This window comes from Pseudomonas sp. zfem002, assembly GCF_032621685.1.
In the GTDB taxonomy this organism is placed as follows: domain Bacteria; phylum Pseudomonadota; class Gammaproteobacteria; order Pseudomonadales; family Pseudomonadaceae; genus Aquipseudomonas; species Aquipseudomonas japonica.
The window spans coordinates 61,826-83,562 of the sequence record NZ_JAVYJH010000025.1 but is presented as its reverse complement, the minus strand read 5'-3'; the positions used below and the strand labels follow the sequence as shown (position 1 = coordinate 83,562).

The window sequence follows — 21,737 nt, the reverse complement described above, 5'->3', positions numbered from 1 at the left end:
AACGGCGATTCAGGTTCGCCAGTCGGCGGCCGATATCCAATTGACACAATCCAGACCTTACAGGGACGTAGCAAGATGAAGCAGGCAGTGTGGTGGGCGGCGTTGGCCTTGATCAGTGGTGTGGCCCAGGCCGCGACCGAGGGCGATCCCTTGCTCGATGGCGCCACCTCTGCCGCCAGCGAGGTTCGTGGTGTACTGCGCGCGCGTTCCCAGGCGGTGCTGGCCAGCGAGCTGCCCGGGCGGGTGGTGGAAATGCCCTATGCCGAGGGCCAGTCGTTCAGCAAGGGCGATGTGCTGGTGCGCTTCGACTGCAGCGCCTACCAGGCCCAGGCCAATGCCTCCGGCGCCGCCGTGCGCGCTGCCCGTGAAGAGCTGCGCAACAAGCAGCAACTGGCGGCGCTGAACTCCGTCGGCCGTTTCGAAGTGGCCCTGGCCGAGGCCCGTCAGGCCCAGGCCCAGGCCGAATCCCAGGTCTACCAGGTGCAGGTGCAGCGTTGCCAGGTCAAGGCGCCGTTCGATGGCCAGGTGGTCGCGCGCCGCGTGCAGGCCCACGAAAGCGTGGCCAGCGGCGCTGCGCTGCTGGAGATCGTCGACAACCGCTCCCTGGAAATCCACCTGCTGGTGCCGTCGCGCTGGCTCGGCAAGCTCAAGCCCGAGCAGACCTTCAGCTTCGTTCCCGATGAAACCGGCAAGCCGATCGAGGCGGTGGTCAAGCGCCTCGGCGCGCGCATCGACGAAGGCAGCCAGACCCTCCTGCTGATCGCCAGCGTGCCGGCCAACACTCCGGGCCTGCTGGCCGGGATGAGTGGCAGCGCGCACTTCGCGGAGCCGCAATGAACGCTCCCGTCCCCGGCGCCCTCGAACAACTGCTGGCGCACTACCTCAAGCTGGAGCGCCAGGCTCGCGCCGCCGCGTCCACCGAGGTGCTGGCCTTCAGCATGGTCAACGACAGCCAGGCGCTGTTCGGCTACCGCCACGGCGCGTTGCTGATCGCCGGCAAGGTGCGCGCGCTGACCGGCATCAGCATGGTCGAGCCGAACGCGCCGTTCGTGGTGTTCATCGAACGCATGGCCGCGCGTCTCGCCGCCGGCGAGCGTTTTGCCCTGCCTGGCGCGGTGCCGCCGGAGAGCGTCGACCAGGCCAGCCGCGACGACTGGCAGGCACTGTCGGCGCCCTACGCCTTCTGGCTGCCGCTCAAGGACCGCGACGACCAGGTGTTCGGCGGTCTCTGGCTGGCCCGCGACACCCCCTGGAGCGACGCCGAGCAGGTCCTCCTGGCTCAGTTGGGCGACTGCTACAGCCATGCCTGGCGTGCCCTGCAGCCTGGCAAGCCCTGGCGCTTGCGTTGGCCGGCACGGACCCGTTGGGCACTGGCCGGCGCGCTGCTGCTGGCGCTGCTGGTGCCGGTGCGACAGTCGGTGCTGGCGCCGGCGGAAGTGGTGCCGCGCAACGGCCAGGTGGTCGCCGCGCCGCTGGACGGCGTGGTCGCCGAATTCCTGGTCAAGCCCAACCAGCCGGTGCAGGCCGGGCAGGTGCTGGTGCGCTTCGACGCCACCAGCCTCAAGGCCCAGGCCGACGTCGCCGAGCGCACCCTGGGTGTGGCCGAGGCGGAGCTCAAGGCCAACACCCAGCGGGCATTTTCCGATACCGATTCCAGCGCCCGCCTGGACCTGCTGGCGGCCCGGGTCGAGCAGAAACGCGCCGAGCGCGATTACGCCCGCGACCTGCTTGCGCGCAGTGAAGTCCGCGCCGAGCGCGACGGTATCGCGGTGTTCGCCGATGCCCAGCGTTTCATCGGCAAGCCGGTACGCACCGGCGAGCGCCTGATGGACATCGCCGACCCGGCCCAGGCCGAGCTGCGCATCGAGCTGCCGGTGGCCGACGCCATTGGCCTGGACAACGGCGCCGAAGTCGCCCTGTTCCTCGACAGCGATCCGCTGAACCGCCACAGCGCCACCCTGGAGCGCGCCGCGTACCAGGCGCAGAGCACCGCGGCCGGCCAGCTGGCCTATCGTCTCGACGCCGCCTTCGACAACGCGCCGCCGCGCATCGGCCTGCGCGGTACCGCCAAGCTGTTCGGCGAACGCGCGCCACTGGCCCTGTATCTGCTGCGCCGGCCGCTGGCGGCCCTGCGCCAGGCGGTGGGCCTGTGATGCTCCCGGCGCTGCGCCCTGACCTGCAGCTCTCGGTGGCGACACCGGGACTGGACGGCTCGCCGCAATGGACCCTGGCCGATCCGCTGCGCGGCAAGTACTTCAAGCTCGGCGCGCCGGCCATGCGCCTGCTGCGCCACTGGGCCCTGGGCGATGCCCTGCAGGTGCTCAAGGCGGCCAATGGCGAGCCCGGCGCGCCGCTGACCCCGCAGGCGCTGGACGAGCTGCTCAAGTTCCTGCGCGGCCACGACCTGATCAGCGGCGGCGATCCCGAGCAGAGCGCCAGCTACGCGGACAAGGCGGCCAGCCGGCGCCAGGGCCTGTGGACGCAGGTCCTGCACAAGTACCTGTTCTTCCGCATTCCGCTGTGGCGGCCGGATGCCTTTCTCAATCGCACCTGGCCGTGGCTCGAGCGCTTCGGTCCGAACCTGCTGCGTTTCGGCCTGCCGCTGGTGCTGCTGCTCGGCGCCTTCCTGGTGATGCGCGACTGGGAGCGCTTCCTCGCTACCTTCCCGCAACTGCTCAGCCTCGGCGGCGCGGCGGCGTTCGCCATCGCCCTGGGCTTCGCCAAGCTCTGCCATGAATTCGGTCATGCCTACATGGCCAAGCGCGCCGGTTGCCGGGTACCGAGCATGGGCGTGGCGTTCATGGTCCTGCTGCCGATGCTCTACACCGATGTCAGTGACGCCTGGCGCGTGCAGGACCGGCGTACCCGCCTGCTGATCGGCGCCGGCGGGGTCCTCGCGGAAATGCTCCTGGCCTGCATCGCCTTGCTCGCCTGGTCGCTGCTGCCCGATGGGGCAGGGCGCACGGCGGCGTTCATGCTGGCCAGCGCCACCTGGATCACCACGGTGCTGATCAACGTCAACCCGCTGATGCGTTTCGACGGCTACTTCCTGCTCAGCGACCTGTGGGGCGTCGACAACCTCCAGGGCCGCGGCTACGCCCTGTGCCGCTGGCACCTGCGCGAGACCCTGTTCGGCTATGGCGAGGCGGCGCCGGAGCGCTGGTCGCCGGCGCTGCGCAAACGCCTGCTGTGCTGGGGCTATGCCTCCTGGCTGTGGCGCGCGGTGCTGTTCTTCGGCATCGCCCTGGCGGTCTACCACATGTTCTTCAAGGTGCTGGGCATCTTCCTGATGATGGTCGAGCTGGTCTGGTTCATCTTCCTGCCGATCTTCAAGGAAATGGGGCACTGGTGGCAGCACCGCGAGCAGGCCCATCCGCGCAAGGTGCTGTTCCTCGGTGGCGGCCTGCTGGCTTTGCTGGCGGTGCTGCTGGTGCCATGGCGCAGCGGCGTGGAAGTGCCGGCGATGCTCGAAGCCTCGCGGGTCAGTGCCCTGCATGCACCGGCGGCGGCGCGGATCCGCCAGGTGCTGGTGAAGGATGGCGAGCAGGTGGCGGAGAACCAGGTGCTAGTGGAGCTGGAGTCGCCCGACCTGGAGTCGCGCCTGAGCATCACCCGGCGCGAGATCGAGATCCTGCAATTGCAGTTGCGTCGCCAGTCCAGCCGCAGCAGCACCGCCGCCGACAGCGGCATTCTCGAACAGCGCCTCGCCGAGTCGCTGGCCGAATACCGCGGCCTGGCCGCGCAGCGCGAACGCCTCAACCTGCGCGCGCCGCATGCCGGCAGCGTGCGCGACCTGGCCGACAGCCTCACGCCGGGCCGCTGGGTCAGTGCCGAGCTGCCGTTGGCGCAGATCACCAGCGAGGGGCTGCGCCTGCGTGGCTATCTGGCGGAGGCGGACTTGTGGCGGGTGACGCCGGGAACTACCGGGCACTTTGTCGCCGACGATGTATTGCGCCATTCAATTGCGGTAACGCTTGAAGAAGTTGATGCCAATGGCGTTTCTTATATCGATCAGGAATCCCTCGTTTCCGATCACAAGGGTCCTATTGCAATAAGACGTGATGAAGAGAAAAGGGCACAACCGTTGCAAGCGCAATATGGCGCGCAGTTCGTGCTCGGGAAGGATGCCTCGGGGGCCATTGGCCATCCGCTGCGAGGCCTCGTCGTGCTTGACGGAGAGGGCGAATCGCTGCTGTCGGCGGCATGGCGACGCATGGCGGCGATCGGGGTGCGAGAAAGTGGATTTTAGTAGTGTGATTGTAAGGCAATTGAGGTAATCTGCTGTCAATTAGCCATGCATGTTGCTGTGATGTTCGTCACATAAATAGTTGGCCCACAAAGTTTCACTTACAGGGAAGTTTGCTTTGATGTCGAAGTATGCTGTGACACTCCGTGCCTTGCATCCAGACGATATGGCTTTCATCGAACGCCTGTACGCTGGCACGCGGGCCGAAGAAATGTCCCATAGCGGCTGGCCCACCGAGCAGATCGCAGCTTTCCTCCACCAGCAGTTCAACGCCCAGCACACCTACTACCAGGCCCACTTCGCCGACGGCGAGTTCTTCATCATCGAGCACCAGGGGCAGGCCATCGGCCGTCTCTATCTGTTCTGGGGCCAGACCACGCTCAATCTCATCGATATCGCGCTGCTGCCAGAATGGCAGAGCCAGGGCATCGGCAGCGCATTGCTGCAGCCGCTGATCGGCCGTGCCGACGAACAGGGCCTGGCGATCGAACTGTCGGTGGAAACCTACAACCCCGCGCAGCGTCTCTACGCCCGTCTCGGCTTCCAGGTCATCAAGGAATCCGGGGTCTACCTGCGCATGCGCCGCGAAGCTCGCGGCGCTTCGAGGATCGCTTCATGAACCCGATTCCCAGTGCCATTCCATCCCGTGCCGACCTGGCCGATGCCGACCCCGCGGGCTTCGTCCTGCAGGTCGCGCCGGAGCAGGGCATCCGCGTCACCCTCGTCGATGTGCGCGAGGGCGTGGCGATGAATGACCGCTTCGAATGCTACTCCCTGATGATCGCCCTGCCGCTCGGCGTCGCCATGATGCAGGAGGTGTATCGCCTGTTCGGGCCTGACGGGCGGCACTGGGATCTGTTGATGACACCGCTTCTGCCCGATCCGGATGGCCGGCACATCCTCGAGGCGGTGATCCATCGGGAAGTCAGCGCAACCGCGTGAACGTTTTTTCCAACAACGCAAGTTAACAACAAGGAAGCATCCGATGAGCGAACCCTACCTCGGCGAGATCAAGATGTTCGGCGGCAACTTTGCGCCTCGCGGTTATGCCATGTGCAGCGGCCAGCTGTTGTCGATTTCGCAGAACACGGCGCTGTTCTCCATCCTCGGGACCACCTTCGGCGGCAATGGCCAGTCCACCTTCGGCCTGCCTGATTTCCGCGGTCGCAGCCCGGTCCATCAGGGCCAGGGCCCAGGCCTGAGCCCTATGGTCCTGGGTGAAGCGTCGGGTTACGAATCGGTCACGCTGCTCTCCTCGCAGATGCCGATGCACGTGCACCCGCTGGGGGTCTCCACTGCCGAGGCCAACCTCCCCAGCCCAGGCGCTGGTACGTCGTTCGGCGCGGCGACCGACAAGGACGGCAACCCGGTGAACCTGTACGTCGCCGCGGCTCCGAACGTAACACTGAGCCAGCAGAGCGTCGGCATCGCCGGCGGCTCCCAGCCGGTCGGGCTGCGCAACCCGTTCCTCACCGTGACCTTCATCATCGCGACCGAAGGTCTGTTCCCTACGCGCAACTGATAGCGATAACCGGCGGCCTCCCAGGGGGCCGCCACTTATTCTGTGCGCCCGGCCAGCCTGTGCCGGGCGGACGTATACCAGGAGGTGCACCATGAAATTCATCGAACGTTTCTCGCGCAAGCCAGCCCCGCAAGTGCCGCCCGCCGAGCCCGGCGCCGCACCCTTGCTGGTGGCCCTCGAACCGCGAATCATGTTCGATGCGTCCGTGGCCGTGGTCGCGCAGGAGGCCGACCAGGCCACCGCCGAGCCGGCCAAGGACAGCACCTCCGCTGACAACGCCAGCCCGGCCGCCGCCAGCGCCGACACCCGCGCCAGCAGCAGCGACAGCAGCCAGCGCCAGGAAGTGGTGTTCGTCGACGGCCAGGTCGGCAATGTCAACCAGATGCTCACCGGCCTGTCGCCCAATGCCGAGATCGTCGTGCTCGACCCGAGCAAGGACGGCCTGCAGCAGATGGCCGACTACCTCAAGGGCCGCGAAAACCTCGACGCCATCCACCTGCTGTCCCACGGTGCGGACGGCACGGTGCAGGCCGGCAATGTCTGGCTGGCGCAAAGCAACCTCGCCCAGCACAGCGCCGCGCTGGAAAGCATCGGGGCCGCGCTCAAGGCCGATGGCGACCTGATGCTCTACGGCTGCAAGGTCGGCGACAGCAACCAGGGCCAGGCCTTCATCGACGCGCTGGCGCAGATCACCGGTGCCGACGTCGCGGCCTCCGCGGACGATACCGGTGCCGCGGCGCTGGGCGGCAACTGGAGCCTGGAGCGCAGCAGCGGACAGATCCAGACCTCCGCCCTGGCGGTGGCCGGCTACGAGGGTGTCCTGGCCAGCTCCTGGACCATCGGCAACACGCCGCTGGGCACCACCATCACCAACGCCGGGCGGACCATCGTCGGCGACTTCGATGGCGATGGCGATACCGACATTCTCTACCAGACCGCCGGCACCAGCAGTCCATTCGCCTATGCGCGCAGCGACGGCAATGGCAACTTCACCCAACTGTCCCTGGGGCAATCGCCGTTCGCCGGGCTGAGCCTGCCCGATGCCTCGGGCACCAACTACTTCGTCGGCGACTTCGACGGTGACGGTGACGTCGACGTGCTGGTGGGGGCCAACGGCGGCACCGGGCAGTACTTCCGCAACGATGGTGGAACCTTCAGCAGCCAGTCCAGCGCGAACTTCCCCGCGCCCGGGTTCAACTCACGCATGGTCGTGGGTGATTTCGATCGTGACGGTGACGCCGACATCCTCTACCAGACCGCCGGCAGTGGCAGTCCCTGGGGTTATTACCGCAGCAACGGCGACGGTACCTTTACCAACGTCAGCTTCGGCAGCTCGCCATTCGCCGGTCTGGCCCTGCCTGACCATGCGGGCAACAACTACTACGTGGCCGACTTCGATGGCGACGGCGACCTCGACATCCTCGCCGCCGTGAGCGGCGGCACCGGTACCTACCTGCGCAACGATGGCGCCAGCTTCAGCACCCAGTCCACCACCACGTTCCCCGCTCCGACCTTCAACGGCCGGATGCTGGTGGGTGACTTCGATGGCGACGGCGATGCCGACATCCTCTACCAGACCGCCAACACCAGCAGCCCGTTCCAGTACGCGCGCAGCAACGGCGATGGTACATTCAGCATCGTGGCCCTGGGCTCGTCGCCCTTCAACGGTCTGAGCCTGGCCGACCACACCGGTAGCAACTACCGGGTCGGCGACTTCGATGGCGACGGCGACGTGGATATCTTCTTCGCCACCAACGGCAGTTCCGGCAACCTCCTGCTGCAGACCGATCGTCCACCTGCGCTGCAAAGCTCCACCCCGAGCGACAATGCCACCGGTGTCAGCCCGGGCGCCAATATCGTGCTGACGTTCACTGAATCGGTGAGCAAAGGCACCGGCAACATCTACATCGTCCGCACCTCGGACAACCAGACCGTCGAGACCATCCCGGTCGGCAGTGGCCAGATCACCGGCTCCGGCACCACCTGGACCATCGATCCGTCGATCACCCTGGTCGGCGGTGTCAGCTATGCGGTGCGCATCGACTCGAAGACCTTCGTCGACAGCGCCGGCATCGTGTTCCAGGGCATCAGCGACAACACCACGCTGAACTTCACCGCGGCCAACCTGGCGGCGCCGGTGATCGCCAACCTCAATGGCGACGCGGTCAACTACCTCGAGAAGACCAGTGGCATCCTCATCGACGGAAGCAACAACGCCACGGTCACCGACGCCGACTCGGCCAACTTCAACGGCGGCAACGTGCGCGTCGCGGTCACCGGCAACGCCGTGACCAACGAGGACGTGCTGTCGGTCCTCAGTGTCGGCAGCGCCGCCGGGCAGATCTCCGTCTCCGGCAGCAACGTGCAGTACGGCGGTGTCACCATCGGTACGCTCACCGGCGGCACCAGCGGCAACGCCCTGGTGATCACCCTCAATGCCAACGCCGACGCCAGTGCGGTGACCGCGCTGGTGCGCAGCCTGCAGTACAGCAACAGCAACAGCACCACGCCGAACACCAGCGCGCGCACCCTCAGCATCACGGTGACCGACGAGACCGGCACCACCAGCACGGTGTCCACGGTCACGGCCAATATCCTGGCGGTCAACGATGCGCCGGTGGTCAGCGTCACCGGCACCAACCCGACCTTCACCGAGGACGGTTCGGCCGTGGCCCTGTTCAGCGGTGCCAGCATCAACGCCGTGGAGTCCACGCAGAGCATCATCCTGATGACCATCAGCGTCTCCAACCTGGCCAACGGCGCCTCGGAGAAGCTGGTGATCGACGGCTCCGACGTGACCCTGACCAACGGCACCAACCTGGTCACCCTGAACAACGGCGCGACCGTTTCGGTCTCGGTCAGCTCCGGCACCGCCACCGTGAGCCTGGCCCACTCCGGGCTGTCCACCGCGACCGCGCAGACCATCGTCAACAACATCGCTTATCGCAACGACAGCAATGCCCCGAGCGGCACCTCGCGCACCGTCACCCTGACGAACGTGCGCGACAGCGGCGGCACCCTCAACAGCGGCATCAATACCACTACGGTGAACGCCGCCAGCATCGTCACCCTGGTCCCGGTCAACGATGCGCCGACCCTCAGCGGCGGTCCGTACGTGATCACCTCGACCAACGAGAACACCACCAGCAGCGCCGTGTCCGTCTCCACGGTGCTGGCTGGCGCCAGCTATGCCGACGCGGACGCGGGTGCCGCCTCCGGCATCGCCGTGATCGCCACCGTCGGTCGCGGTACCTGGGAGTACTCCACCGATGGCACCACCTGGACCGCCTTCGGCACGGTCTCGACCAGCAGCGCGCTGTTGCTGACATCCAGCAGCCAGGTCCGCTACATCCCGGACAACGCCAACGGCGAGAACGTCTCCTTCACCTACCGTGCCTGGGACCGCACCAGCGGCGCGGCGTCCACCAACGGCTCGCCGAATACCGGCGACACTACCTTCAACGGCAGCAGCACCGCGTACTCCACCGGCTCTGCCCAGGCCACCCTGGTCGTCACTTCGGTCAACGATGCGCCGGTGGTGACTCCGGTCAACCCGAGCCTGACCGGCATCAGCGACACCGCCACCAACAACAGCGGCGACGCGGTCAGCGCACTGCTCGGTGGCGTGACCGATGCCGACACCGGCGCCATCAAGGGCATGGCCATCACCGGCCTGACCAGCACCTACGGCAAATGGCAGTACAGCATCAACGCCGGGACCACCTGGACCGACATCGGCACCGCTTCGGATGCTTCCGCGCTGGTGCTGCGCTCGGGCGACCGCGTGCGTTTCGTCCCGGATGGCCTGCATGGCGAGACCGCCACCATCACCTACCGCGCCTGGGACCAGACCAGCGGCACCCTCGGCCAGCAGGGCACCCGCTGGAACGTCACCAGCCTCCTCGGTGGCAGCAACACCTTCTCCACCGCCACCGACACCGCCAGCGTGGTGGTCACCGCGGCCAACGATGCGCCAGTGCTGACCGGCAGCGGCGGCAGCGTGGGCTGGACCGAGGGCAACAACGTCGCCTCCACCCCGGTGGCTATCGACAGCGGTATCGTCATCAGTGACCCGGACGGTCCGGGCATCGCGTCGGCCACCGTCAGCCTGGGCGGCACCTACGTCCTTGGAGAAGACACCCTGGCCTTCAGCAACGACCCGGCGACCATGGGCAACATCAGCGGTTCCTGGGACGCCACCACCGGCATCCTGACCCTGACCTCCGCCGGCGGCGCGACCCAGGCGCAGTTCCAGGCAGCGCTGCGTTCGATCACCTACACCAACGGCTCGGACACCCCGACCACCACCACCCGCACCGTATCGTTCAAGGTCAACGACGGCAGCCTGGACTCCCTCCTGGTGACCCGCGACGTCACCCTCACCGCGGTCAACGACGCGCCGGTGATCAGCGCGCCGACCAACGTCAGCGTGACCGAGGACAGCCTGTCGCCAGTCACCGGCATCATCCTCAGCGATGTCGACTCCAGCAGCGGCACCCTGACCCTGACCGTCGGCGCGGGCAACCTCAGCGGCGTCAGCGGCAGCGGCGTCACCGTGGGCGGCACCGGTTCGGCGCTGACCCTGACCGGTACCCTGACCGCGATCAACAACTTCATTGCCGCCGGCAGCCTGAAGTACACGCCGGCGTTGAACTCCAACACCAGCGTGACCCTCGGCCTGAGCCTGGACACCACCAGCGTCGGCACCGACACGCGCAACCTGACCCTCGACATCACCCCGGTGAACGACGCGCCGACCATCAGCGGCCCGGTCAGCATCAACGTCACCGAGGACGTGGCCAAGTCCATGGCCGGCATCACCTTCGGCGATGTCGACGCCGGCAGCGGCAGCGTGCGGGTGATCTTCAGCGTGGCCAACGGAAACGGCACCTTCACCGCGACCGCCAGCAGCGGGGTGACCGTGACCAACAACGGCACCAACGCCATCACCCTGGAAGGTACCGTCGCCGACATCAACACCCTGGTCAGCAACGGTCGCCTGACCTACCTCGGCGCGGCGAACGCCACCGGGGTCAAGACCATGTCGATCTCGATCAACGATAACGGCAACACCGGCAGCGGCGGCCCGCTGCAGGTCAACGCCAACATCTCGCTGGTCATTGCCGCGGTCAACGACGCGCCGGTCAACAACCTGCCGGCGACACAGACGGTGCCGCAGGACGGCTCGCTGGTGTTCAACAGCGCCAACGGCAACCTGATCACCATTAGCGACGTGGATATCGGCGGCAACGTCATGAAGCTGTCCCTGACCGCCGTCAATGGGCAGATGACCTTGGGTTCGATCGTCGGACTGAGCTTCACCACCGGCGATGGCAGCAACGACACGGCAATGGTCTTCACCGGCACCCTGGCGGCAATCAACGCCGCCCTGAACGGCCTGACCTTCACACCGCAGGCCGGCTACAACGGTACCGGCTCGATCACCTTCGAGAGCGACGACCAGGGCTACAGCGGCAGCGGCGGTGTCAAGACCGACGTCGATGTCCTGGCGATCACCATCTCGCCGATCAACCCGAAGGTCACCGGCGTGGTGGCGGCCCCGGGCAGCGATGGCCTGCACAAGGTCGGCGACCAGATCGACATCGTGGTCAACTTCGACAACAACGTGGTGGTCGACCTGACCGGCGGCAGCCCGCGGCTGCTCCTGGAAACCGGCGCGATCGACCGTGAGGCGGTATACGTCAGTGGCTCCGGCACCACCCAGCTGACCTTCCGCTACACCGTGCAGGCCGGCGACGTCAGCGGCGACCTCGATTACGCCAGCACCACGGGGCTGTCGTTGAACGGTGCGGTGCTGCAGAGCACCCAGGGCTACGCGGCGATCCTGACCCTGCCGACCCTGGGCGGCGCCAGTTCCCTGGCCGGCCAGCAGGCCATCCAGATCGACGGTGTGGCGCCGAGCATCGGCAATATCGTGCTGCCGGGCGATGCCAGCTACCGCCTCGGGCAGAACCTCGACTTCACCGTCAACTTCAGCGAAGCGGTCACCGTGGGCGGTACGCCGCGTATCGAAGTGACCCTCGACACCGGCGGCACCGCCTATGCCGACTACGTGTCCGGCAGCGGCACCAGCGCCCTGGTGTTCCGCCTGGTGGTCGCCAGCGGCCAGCAGGACAGCAACGGCATCAGCGTGGGCAACAGCATCCAGCTCAACGGCGGCAGCCTGCGCGACCTGGCCGGCAACGACAGCGCCACGGCGCTCGTTCCGGGCAGCAGCAGTGGCATTCTGGTGGATGGCATCGTGCCGACGGTGGCCACTGTCAGCGTGCCGGCCAACGGCGGTTACAAGGCTGGCGACGTGCTGAGCTTCACCGTCAACGCCAGCGAAGCGGTATTCGCCAGCGGTTCGCCGCGCCTGGCCCTGGATGTCGGCGGGATTACCCGCTACGCCACGCTGGTACCGGGCAGCAGCAGTGGCTCGACCCTGGTCTTCCAGTACACCGTGCAGGCCGGTGAAACCGATGCCGATGGCATCAGTGTCGGCAGCAGCCTCGACCTCAATGGCGGCAGCGTCAAGGATGCCGCCGGCAACGATCTGAACCTGACCCTGAACAGCGTCGGCAGCACCACCGCGGTGCTGGTGGATACCACGGCGCCAAGCGTCACCGGTATCGTCAATGTCGATGCCCTGCTGAGCAACAGGACCAGCCTCGGCTACACCGTGACTTTCGACGAGGACGTGACCGGACTGGACGCAGCGGACTTCAACCTGACGACCACCGGCAATGCGTCGGGCACGATCACCGGTATCACCCGCATCGATGGCCGGACCTACACGATTCAGGTAGGCAATGTGAGTGGGGACGGGACGCTGGGACTGGATCTCAGGAGCGACGCCACGGTCTATGACAAGGCCAACAACCGGGTGACCGGCGGCCTGACCGGTGCGGTCTACACCGTCGACCATTCGACACCGATGCCGATCCAGGTGACGCCTCCGTCCAACGGGCACATTTATGTGGCCGGCGAGAACATCGATATCAGCGTGAAGCTGAACGAAGTGGTCTACGTCGATGGTGTTCCATCCATCTTCGTAATGATTCAGAGCGGCGGCGGGCCCGGGCTCTTCTTGCCCGCAAATTATCTGTCTGGCTCCGGCAGCGACACCTTGGTGTTCCGCCTGCCAGTGACTGCCGGTATGAGCGATAGCGACGGCATCCGGATCAACAACCGAATCAATTTGGCCGCCACCACCATTCGTGACGCCGCAGGCAATGGCGCCAGCAGTGTATTGGCCAGCGATGCCTTCCAGACCTGGGTGCGCATCGATGCCGTCGTACCGGTGATAGACAGCGTCAGCCTGCCGGCGAACGGCAGCTACAAGGCCGGCGATGTCCTCAGCTTCACCGTCAACACCAGCGAAGGCGTGGTGGTCGACAGCACCGGCGGTACCCCGCGGCTGGTGCTCACCGTGGGTGGCGTGACCCGCTACGCCACCTACGTCTCCGGGGCGAACGGCGGCGCACTGGTGTTCCAGTACACCGTGCAGTCCGGCGACACCGCCAGCGGCGGCATCGCGGTCGACGGTACCCTTGACCTCAATGGCGGTCATATCAATGACCCGGCCGGCAACGCCCTGAACCTCAACCTCGGCGCGGTGGGCAACACCGGCAACGTGCTGGTCGACACCACCACGCCATACGCCACCAACATCACCCGCGTCGACGCTACCCCTACCAACAGTGGCTCGGTCAGCTACACCGTGACCTTCAGCGAGAACGTCGGCAACGTCGATATCAGCGACTTCAACCTGATCTTCGGCGGCAGCGTCGCCGGCAGTATCGAAAGCGTGACGGCGGTGGACGGCAAGACCTTCACCGTCAAGGTCAGCAGCCTGATCGGCACCGGCACCGTGCGCCTGGACCTCAAGCCGGGTACCGATATCGCCGATGCCGCCGGCAACCTGGTACCGGGTGGCCGTGTGGGTGTGAACTACAGCATCGACCGCGACGTGCCGAAGGTCACTGGCGTCGACGTGCCGGCCAACGGTACCTATGTCGCCGGCCAGAATCTCGACTTCACCGTGCACCTGAGCGAAGTGGTACAGCTGAACACCAGCAACGGTTCGCCGCGTCTGCAAGTGCTCCTGGACAACGGCCAGACTGCCTGGGCCGAGTACGTTTCCGGGGCCGGCAGCAACGCCTTGCTGTTCCGCCTGACCGTCAGCACCGGCCAGCTCGACAGCAACGGCATCAGCGTCGGCTCGGCCATCGAGCTCAACGGTGCGACCCTGCGCGACGCCGTCGGCAACAATGCGCAACTCGGTCTCGACGGCCTGCCGCCCACCGATGGCGTGCTGATCGACGCCGTGGCGCCGAGCGTCGCCACCGTGGGCGTGCCAGCGCCGGGCGCCTACAACGCCGGCGATGTCCTGCAGTTCACCGTGAACACCAGCGAGCCGGTGATCATCGATACCAGCAGCGGCACGCCACGGGTGGCGCTGAACATCGGCGGCGTGACCCGTTATGCCGAGTATGTGTCCGGCTCCGGTACCTCGGCGCTGGTCTTCGCCTACACCATCCAGGCGGGCAACAACGCCGCCGCTGGCATCGCCCTGGGCGGCAGCATCGACCTCAACGGCGGCACCGCCCGTGACGCCGCGGGCAACGCGCTGAACCTGGCGCTGAACAATCCAGGCAGCAACGGCAGCGGCATCGTCATCGACACGACCGCACCACAGGTCAGCGATATCGTCCGCGTCGACACCACGCCGACCAACGCCGGCTCGGTGCGCTACACCGTGACCTTCGACGAAAGCGTCTCCGGGGTGGACAGCGCCGACTTCAGCCTGGCCTTCACCGGCAGCGCCAATGGCCGCATCGCCTCGGTGCAGCAGGTCAACGGGCGTACCTACGTGATCCTCGTCGACAACCTGTCCGGCGCCGGCAACGTGCGCCTCGACCTGAACGCCAGCGGCACCGGCATCAGCGACGTGGCGGGCAACCCGATCACCGGCGGCCTGGCCGGCAGCAGCTACAGCATCGACCGGGTGGCGCCGTCGGTCAGCAGCGTCGGCGTTCCGCCGGCCGGCACCTATGTCGCCGGTGCGCAGCTGGACTTCACCGTCAACACCAGCGAAGCGGTACTGGTGGACACCGGTGACGGCGCGCCACGCCTGGCCATCACCCTGGACAACGGTCGCGTGGTCTACGCCGACTACCTGTCCGGTTCGGGCGGTACCGCCCTGGTGTTCCGCCTCAATGTCACCAGCGGCATGGCCGGCAACAGCAGCTTCACTGTCGCCTCCGGTATCGACCTCAACGGCGCGACCATCCGCGACGCCCGCGGCAACGATGCGCAGACCGGCCTGAACAACGTCGGCAACACCAGCGGCATCCTCGTCGATGCCCGCGCGCCGCGGCCGAGCAGCATCGTGGTCGACGGGCCGGTATTGCCGACCGACCGCAGCCTCAGCTTCACCCTGACCTTCGACGAGGCGGTCAGCGGTGTCGATGCCAATGACTTCAGCGTGCTCGGCACCAGCAGCGCCAGCGGTGTGGTGCAGTCGGTGCAGCAAGTCGATGCGCGGACCTACCGCATCGTCGTCGGCGACCTGCGCGGCCAGGGCAGCCTGGCCCTGCGCCTGAATGCCCTGGGCAGCGGCATCCAGGACGGCGCCGGCAACCAGATGGCGGTGAACCTGGTCGGCCAGGCGCAGTCGATCCAGACCCAGGATGTCGGCGATCTGGACTTCCGCATCAATCTGCCACCGGTCGTAGCCGAGCCACTGCCATCGGTGATCCAGCCACAGGTGCCGAACCTGGTGGTCAGCAGCAGCGTGTCGCCGCTGGTTCCGGGTTCGCTGTTCGAAGTGCGTACCGTGGGCGGCGATATCCAGCCGCTGGGCACCATCTTCCTCGGCAACGCCAGCAGCGCACCGAGCTTCATCGCCCAGGTCTTCGGCAGCAGCGACAGCGGTGCCGGCCTTGGTGGCCCGGGCGGATTCCTCGGCTTCGGCGGCGGTAATGGCGGAGTGTTCGGCAGCAGCACGCTGTCGACGATCTTCAGCCACGACGTACCGGGTGTCAGCGAGATGAGCGTGTTCAATGGCAACCAGTGGCGGCCGGCGGACATCAACCAGGGACTGCGCGGGGTATTCGGTTCGCCGACCTTCGGCCAGCAACTTCAGCAACTCAACGAAGCCGACCAGCGCCATGTGCGCGAGTTGGCCAAAGCCCTGGCGCAACCCGCACAGATCGGGCAGCAGGCATGACATACAGAGCAAAACTCGATAACCAAGCCGTACCAGGGGGCGGCCCAAGGATGAATAAAAGCCACAAACTGTTTGCCGCCAGCCTGTTGGCACTGGCCATCAGCGGATGCGCCGTGACCAGCGAGCCGATCGACCGCAGCGCCAGCGAGGAGCGCGCGCGCACTGACCTGGCCAGCATGTTCAAGGACCAGGAACCCCTCAGCGGGCCCCTGACCCTGCACCAGGCCATGGCCCGCGCGGTGAAGTACAACCTCGAATCGCGCCTGAAGGTGATGGAAGAGGCCCTGGCCAAGCGCCAGGTCGACCTGGCCCGCTTCGACATGCTGCCGCGCATGGCGATGGAAGCCGGCTACGCCGGGCGCAACAATGTCAGCGCCTCCAGCAGCCAGAGCGTCGAGACCGGTACCCAGTCCCTGGAACCTTCGACCTCCCAGGACCGCGACCGCGACGTCGCCGACCTGACCATGGTGTGGAACGTGCTGGACTTCGGCGTCAGCTACGTCAGCGCCAAGCAGCAGGCCGACCAGCGCCTGATCCTCCAGGAGCGCAAGCGCAAGGTGGTCCACACCATCACCCAGGACGTGCGTTCGGCGTACTGGCGAGCGGTGGCGGCGCAGCGTCTGCTGAACCAGATCGACAACCTGATGGGGCGTATCCACGAAGCCCGTGGCAACAGCCAGAGCATGAGCGCGCAGCGCGTCGGCGACCCGGTGCAGACCCTGAGCTACCAGCGCGCGCTGATCGAGGCCACCCGCCAGCTGGAAGAGCAGCGTCGCGCGCTGTCCCTGGCCAAGACCGAACTGGCCGCGCTGATCAACCTGCCGCTGAACACCGACTTCACCCTGGCCCCGGAAGACGGCTACGTGGTGCCGGAGTTCAAGGGCAACCTGAGCCAGTTGGAAGAGCAGGCCCTGGCCAACCGTCCGGAACTGCGCGAGCAGGACTACCAGACCCGCATCAGCGCCGCGGAAACCCGCAAGGCCATGCTGCGCATGCTGCCGGGCCTGGAGTTCTCGGCCGGCGGTCACTACGACAGCAACTCGTTCCTGACCAACCAGAGCTGGGCCGACTACGGCGTCAAGGTGACCTGGAACCTGTTCAACGTGCTCTCGGCACCGGCGGCGATCAAGGTGGCCGAAGCCGGCGAAGACGTCGCCGCGGCACGGCGCCAGGCCATGTCCATGGCGGTGCTGGCCCAGCTGTACGTGGCCAACGCCAACTACAGCGAGTCGGTGCGTCAGTTCCGTACCAGCGAAGAGCTGGCGACTCTCGACGGGCAGATCGCCGAGCAACTGCGCAACCGCTACCAGACGCAGAACATCGGTGAGCTGGAGCTGATCCAGGGCGAGCTGAACAACCTGCAGACCCAGCTCAAGCGCGACCTGGCCTACGCCGAACTGCGCAATGCCTATGCGCAGCTGTATGTCAGCTCGGGTACCGACCTGCTGCCGGACAGCCTGCCGGACAACAACCTGCAGACCATCGCCACGGCGTTGCAGAACGGCGAGGCGAACTGGAACCGCTGATGGTGTGATCCGCGCCGGTGAAACCTGCGCGGACACCAATCCGGTGCGTAATCTGTAGGAGCGGGCTTGCCCGCGAAAGGACCGCACAGCGGTCCCCATCACGGTGTCATTGGGGACCGCTACGCGGTCCTTTCGCAGGCAAGCCAGCTCCTACAGGGCACGGGTGTTGCAGAGTCCCGCCAGCAGATCGCGCAACGCCAGCCCATCCTCATCCAGCCCCGCCCGCGCATACAGCGCCAGCTCCAGCCCCGTCACCGGCATGAAGCCGTCCTCCACGTCCAGCACCCGATGCCCCGGCAGCACGCAGCGCGAGGGAATCAGGCTGACCCCCAGCCCCGCACTCACCGCCGCACCCAGGCTGGCCAGGCTGGTACTGGAATAACTGATCCGCCACGGCCGCCCGCTGCTTTCCAGGGCGTGGATCATTTCCTGGCGATACAGCGCGCCCACCGGAAACACCACCAGCGGCAAAGGCTCGCGCGCCAGCAACCCGCGCGCGCTGCACACCCAGGACAGCGGCTCCGGCCAGCGCGCATGGGCATCGCGATCGGCGCCCCATTGCTTGACCAGGAGCATGTCCAGCTCGCCATTGCGGTACAGGTGCAGCAACGGATTGCTCAGGCCGCTTTCCACTTCCAGGCGCAGGTGCGGCCGCTCGCCGATGAACCCGCGCAGCGCTTCGGTCAGCAGTTCGCCGGCCAGGTCCTCCGGCGCGCCCAGGCGCAGGGCGGTCTGCGCCTGGGCCGGACTCAGGGCCAGGCGCGCTTCCTCCTCCAGGCGCAGGATCCGCCGGGCATAGCCCAGCAGGCGCTCGCCGGCCTCGGTCGGCCAGACCTGGCGCTGGCTGCGGTCGAGCAGGCGACTGCCCAGGCTCTGTTCCAGGCGAATGATCTGCTGGCTGACGGTGGACTGGGTCAGGTGCAGGCGTTCACCGGCACGGGTGAAGTTGCCGGTTTCCACCACGGTGACGAAGGCACGGAGCAGGAGAGGGTCGAGCATGCGCAAATCCACTGGTATGCATGAAATCAATTAATTTCATGCTACACCCGGCGCCCGGGATAATCGCGCTTCATTCGTCCGTCGATCTGCAGGAGTCGAACATGGCCCACGAAGCCTTCATGCGCGAAGCCCTGGCCCTGGCCCGGGACAACATCCACGCCGGCGGCCGGCCGTTCGGCGCGGTGCTGGTGCACGAGGGGCGGGTGATCGCCCGCGCGGTCAACCAGATCCACACCAGCAACGACCCCACCGCCCACGCCGAGCTGCAGGCGATCCGCCAGGCCAGCCAGGTGCTCGGCCGACCCCGCCTGGACGGCTGCGAGATCTACGCCAGCGGCCATCCGTGCCCGATGTGCCTGGCCGCCATGCACCTGTGCGGGATCGAGCGCGCCTGGTTCGCCTATGACAACGCCGAAGGCGAGCCCTACGGCCTCTCCACCGCCGCGGTGTATGCGCAGATGGCACGCGCGCCCGGGCAGCAGGCTGTGCCCCTGCGGCCGCTGAAGCCGGCGGGAGAGGAGGGGCTCTATGCGCTCTGGCAGCAGGTGCGCCCGGCATGAGCGTGAGCACTTCGCCCTGGCGCGGCACCGCGCTGATGCTCCTGGTCATCGCGGTGACCCTCAACCTGCGCCCGATCCTCACCAGCATCGGCCCGCTGCTGGAGGACATCCGCGCCGGCACCGGCATCGGTTATCAGCAGGCGGCCCTGCTCACCGCCTTGCCGGTGCTGTGCATGGGCCTGGTGCCGCTGGCGCAGCCGTGGCTGCGGCGCTGGCTGGGCGAGCAGGGCGGGTTGCTGCTCGGCCTCGCCGCCATCGGTCTTGCCTGCCTGTGGCGCCTGCTGCTGGGCAGTGGCGGCGCGCTGATCGCCAGTGCGGTGCTGGCCGGGCTGGGTGTGGCGTTCGTCCAGGCGCTGATGCCGGGGCTGGTCAATCGCTGGTTCGCCCAGCGCCTGGCCCTGGCCATGGGGCTGTACTCGGCGGCGTTGATGAGCGGCGGCGGCCTGGCCGCGGTGCTCGGGCCGCGGGTCGCCGAGTACTTCGGCCACTGGCAGGCCGGGCTGGGCGTCTGGCTGCTGCCGGTGCTGCTGGCGCTGTTGCTGCTCGGCCTGATCGGGCCGAACCTGGAAAGCGCCGCCGGCCGTGGCGGCAATCCCGGCGGGCACTTCTTCGGCAATCGCCGGGCCTGGCTCCTGGCGGTGTACTTCGGCCTGATCAATGGCGGCTACACCAGCATGGTGGCCTGGCTGCCGGCCTACTATCAGCAGGTCGGCGGCAGTGCCCGCGGCGGCGGTGAGCTGGTGGGGCTGATGACCCTCTTCCAGGTGCTGGGTGCCCTCGGTCTGCCGCTGCTGTTGCGGCGGATCGCCGACCGGCGGCCGGGCCTGTGGCTGGCATTGACCGCGCAACTGCTCGGTTTTGCCGGCCTGCTGCTGGATCCGGCGCGGTCGCCGGGGCTGTGGGTCGGCCTGATCGGCTTCGGCCTCGGCGCCTGTTTCAGCCTGAGCCTGACCCTGACCCTGGAACACCTCAAGGAGCCGCGCCAGGCCGGCGCTCTGGCGGCCTTCGTCCAGGGCATCGGCTTCATCATCACCGGCCTTGTGCCCTACCTGACCGGCTGGCTGCGCGATATCAGCGGTGACTTCCAGGCCTCCTGGACCCTGCTGACGCTGACCGTGCTGCTGATGCTGCTGGTCACCGGGCGTTTCGCGCCGCGTGGCTATGCCGCCGCCATGGCCGCTCGCGACACACCGGTCGGCGCCCTCAACTGAGCGATTGCAGGGTATCGCGCAGGCGGTCCAGGGCCGGGTCGATATCCAGCCGTTCGATGGCGCCGAAGCCCAGCAGCAGGCCGGGGCGCGGCGGCGCTTCGCTGTAGAACGGGCGCAGCGAATACAGGCCGACTTCCACCTTGCGTGCCAGGGCGATGACGAACTCCACGTCCAGCTCGCCCCGGGCCAGGGCGCTGAGGTGATAGCCGGCGCTGCTCGGCACCGCCTCGAACCACGGCTGCAGGTCGTCGTCGAGGCGCTGCAGGATGCGCTCGCGCCGGGCTGCGTAGAGCGCATGGCAGCGGCGGATATGCCTGACCAGGTGGCCTTCGCTGATAAAGCGCGCCAGGGTCCACTGGCTCAGGGTCGAGGTGTGCCAGTCGCTCAACTGCCGGGCGATCCTCACTGGCTCCAGCAGCGCTGGCGGCAGCACCGCATAGCCCAGGCGCAGTTCCGGCAGCACGGTCTTGGAGAAGGTCCCGACATAGGCCACCAGCCCTTGTCGGTCGAGGCTCTGCAGGGCGTCGGTGGGACGCCCCGTGTAGCGGAACTCGCTGTCGTAGTCGTCCTCGATGATCACCGCGCCCAGTTCGGCGGCGCGCGCCAGCAGGGCGTGACGCCGCGCCAGGGCCATGGGCATGCCCAGCGGGAACTGGTGCGACGGGGTCACGTAGATCAGCCGCACGCCGGCCTCGATCAGCTCGACGCGCATGCCGTCGGCGTCCACCGGCACATGCTGGATGCGCGCGCCGAGGGCTTCGAACAGGTGCCTGGCCGGCGGATAGCCGGGATCTTCCATGGCCACGCGGCAGCCCGGCTCGATCAGCACCCGGGCGATCAGGTCCAGGGCCTGCTGCGCGCCGTTGCACACCTGCACGTCGCCCGCGGCGCAGTGCACGCCACGGGCGAAGGCGATATGCCGGGCAATGGCTTCGCGCAGTTCGGACAGGCCCTGGGCATCGCTGTAGCGCGTGGTGCTGCGCTGGCACTGGCGCAGGGCGTACTGGCTGCACTGGCGCCAGAGGTCGAAGGGGAAATGCGCCTTGCTCGAAACGCCGCCGACGAAGTCATAGCGCGACGGCTGCGCCAGCGCCGAGCGGCCCATGGGCATGCCGCGGGCGCGCCAGCGCGCCAGGCTGTCGGCGCTGGCCAGCGGGGCCTGGCGGGCGTCCGGCGGGGTGACCTGGGGCTGCGGAGTGACGAAGGTGCCGCGCCCGACCTGACCGCTGAGCAGGTTGTCCGCGCTCAGTCGCGAATAGGCTTCGGCCACGGTCTTGCGCGACACCCCCAACTGCTCGGCCAGCAGCCGTGTCGGCGGCAGCTGCGTGCCGGCGGCGAGACGGCCGCTGTCGATGCCGTCGCGCAATTGCCGGTACAACTGCTCGGCGAGGTCCTTGCGGCCGTGCAGGGTGATGTGCAGTTCCATGGGGGAGTGGTTT

Annotated in this window: 12 protein-coding genes; 10 read left to right on the top strand and 2 right to left on the bottom strand. The window is 67.4% G+C overall.

All coding sequences use genetic code 11. The features are described 5' to 3' along the window. The first annotated feature begins 75 nt into the window (after nt 1-75). From RTI28_RS24615 to RTI28_RS24580, 8 genes are all read left to right on the top strand, one after another. The gene (locus RTI28_RS24615) at nt 76-837 is read left to right on the top strand and encodes an efflux RND transporter periplasmic adaptor subunit (RefSeq protein WP_316922885.1); all 762 of its coding nucleotides are present in this window, start codon (nt 76-78) and stop codon (nt 835-837) included. Continuing rightward, nucleotides 834-2,153 carry an efflux RND transporter periplasmic adaptor subunit gene (locus RTI28_RS24610; RefSeq protein WP_316922884.1) on the top strand — a complete coding sequence of 440 codons (1,320 nt, stop codon included), beginning with the start codon at nt 834-836 and terminating at the stop codon, nt 2,151-2,153. The genes RTI28_RS24615 and RTI28_RS24610 overlap by 4 nt, the downstream gene beginning before the upstream one ends. After that, entirely contained in the window at nt 2,150-4,249 is a 2,100-nt protein-coding gene (locus RTI28_RS24605) for an HlyD family efflux transporter periplasmic adaptor subunit (RefSeq protein WP_316922883.1), read from the top strand. Before RTI28_RS24610 ends, RTI28_RS24605 begins: the two co-directional genes overlap by 4 nt. Nucleotides 4,250-4,412: 163 nt before the next feature. After that, a complete protein-coding gene (locus RTI28_RS24600) occupies nt 4,413-4,865 on the top strand; it encodes a GNAT family N-acetyltransferase (protein WP_316922882.1) in 453 nt (150 codons plus the stop codon). Beyond that, complete coding sequence (locus tag RTI28_RS24595; RefSeq protein WP_316922881.1) at nt 4,862-5,188, top strand: DUF6916 family protein; 327 nt, start codon at nt 4,862-4,864, stop codon at nt 5,186-5,188. Before RTI28_RS24600 ends, RTI28_RS24595 begins: the two co-directional genes overlap by 4 nt. A 43-nt stretch (nt 5,189-5,231) precedes the next feature. After that, nucleotides 5,232-5,768, top strand: coding sequence for a phage tail protein (locus RTI28_RS24590; RefSeq protein WP_316922880.1), 537 nt, complete (start codon nt 5,232-5,234; stop codon nt 5,766-5,768). Nucleotides 5,769-5,859: 91 nt separating this feature from the next. Further along, entirely contained in the window at nt 5,860-16,002 is a 10,143-nt protein-coding gene (locus tag RTI28_RS24585; RefSeq protein WP_316922879.1) for a DUF4347 domain-containing protein, read from the top strand. A 50-nt stretch (nt 16,003-16,052) separates the two neighbouring features. Continuing rightward, nucleotides 16,053-17,528 carry a TolC family protein gene (locus RTI28_RS24580; protein ID WP_316922878.1) on the top strand — a complete coding sequence of 492 codons (1,476 nt, stop codon included), beginning with the start codon at nt 16,053-16,055 and terminating at the stop codon, nt 17,526-17,528. A 150-nt stretch (nt 17,529-17,678) separates the two neighbouring features. On the opposite strand, the gene RTI28_RS24575 is transcribed toward RTI28_RS24580, so the two are convergent. After that, complete coding sequence (locus RTI28_RS24575) at nt 17,679-18,527, bottom strand: LysR substrate-binding domain-containing protein (RefSeq protein WP_316922877.1); 849 nt, start codon at nt 18,525-18,527, stop codon at nt 17,679-17,681. A 101-nt stretch (nt 18,528-18,628) separates the two neighbouring features. Here RTI28_RS24575 and RTI28_RS24570 point away from each other — a divergent pair, with 101 nt between their 5' ends. Beyond that, nucleotides 18,629-19,087, top strand: a complete 459-nt coding sequence (locus RTI28_RS24570) for a nucleoside deaminase (RefSeq protein ID WP_316922876.1) — start codon at nt 18,629-18,631, stop codon at nt 19,085-19,087. Continuing rightward, a complete protein-coding gene (locus RTI28_RS24565) occupies nt 19,084-20,298 on the top strand; it encodes a CynX/NimT family MFS transporter (protein WP_316922875.1) in 1,215 nt (404 codons plus the stop codon). The genes RTI28_RS24570 and RTI28_RS24565 overlap by 4 nt, the downstream gene beginning before the upstream one ends. On the opposite strand, the gene RTI28_RS24560 is transcribed toward RTI28_RS24565, so the two are convergent. Further along, complete coding sequence (locus RTI28_RS24560; RefSeq protein WP_316922874.1) at nt 20,291-21,724, bottom strand: PLP-dependent aminotransferase family protein; 1,434 nt, start codon at nt 21,722-21,724, stop codon at nt 20,291-20,293. The two genes, RTI28_RS24565 and RTI28_RS24560, sit on opposite strands and share 8 nt — an antisense overlap. Between the last annotated feature and the right edge of the window lie 13 nt (nt 21,725-21,737).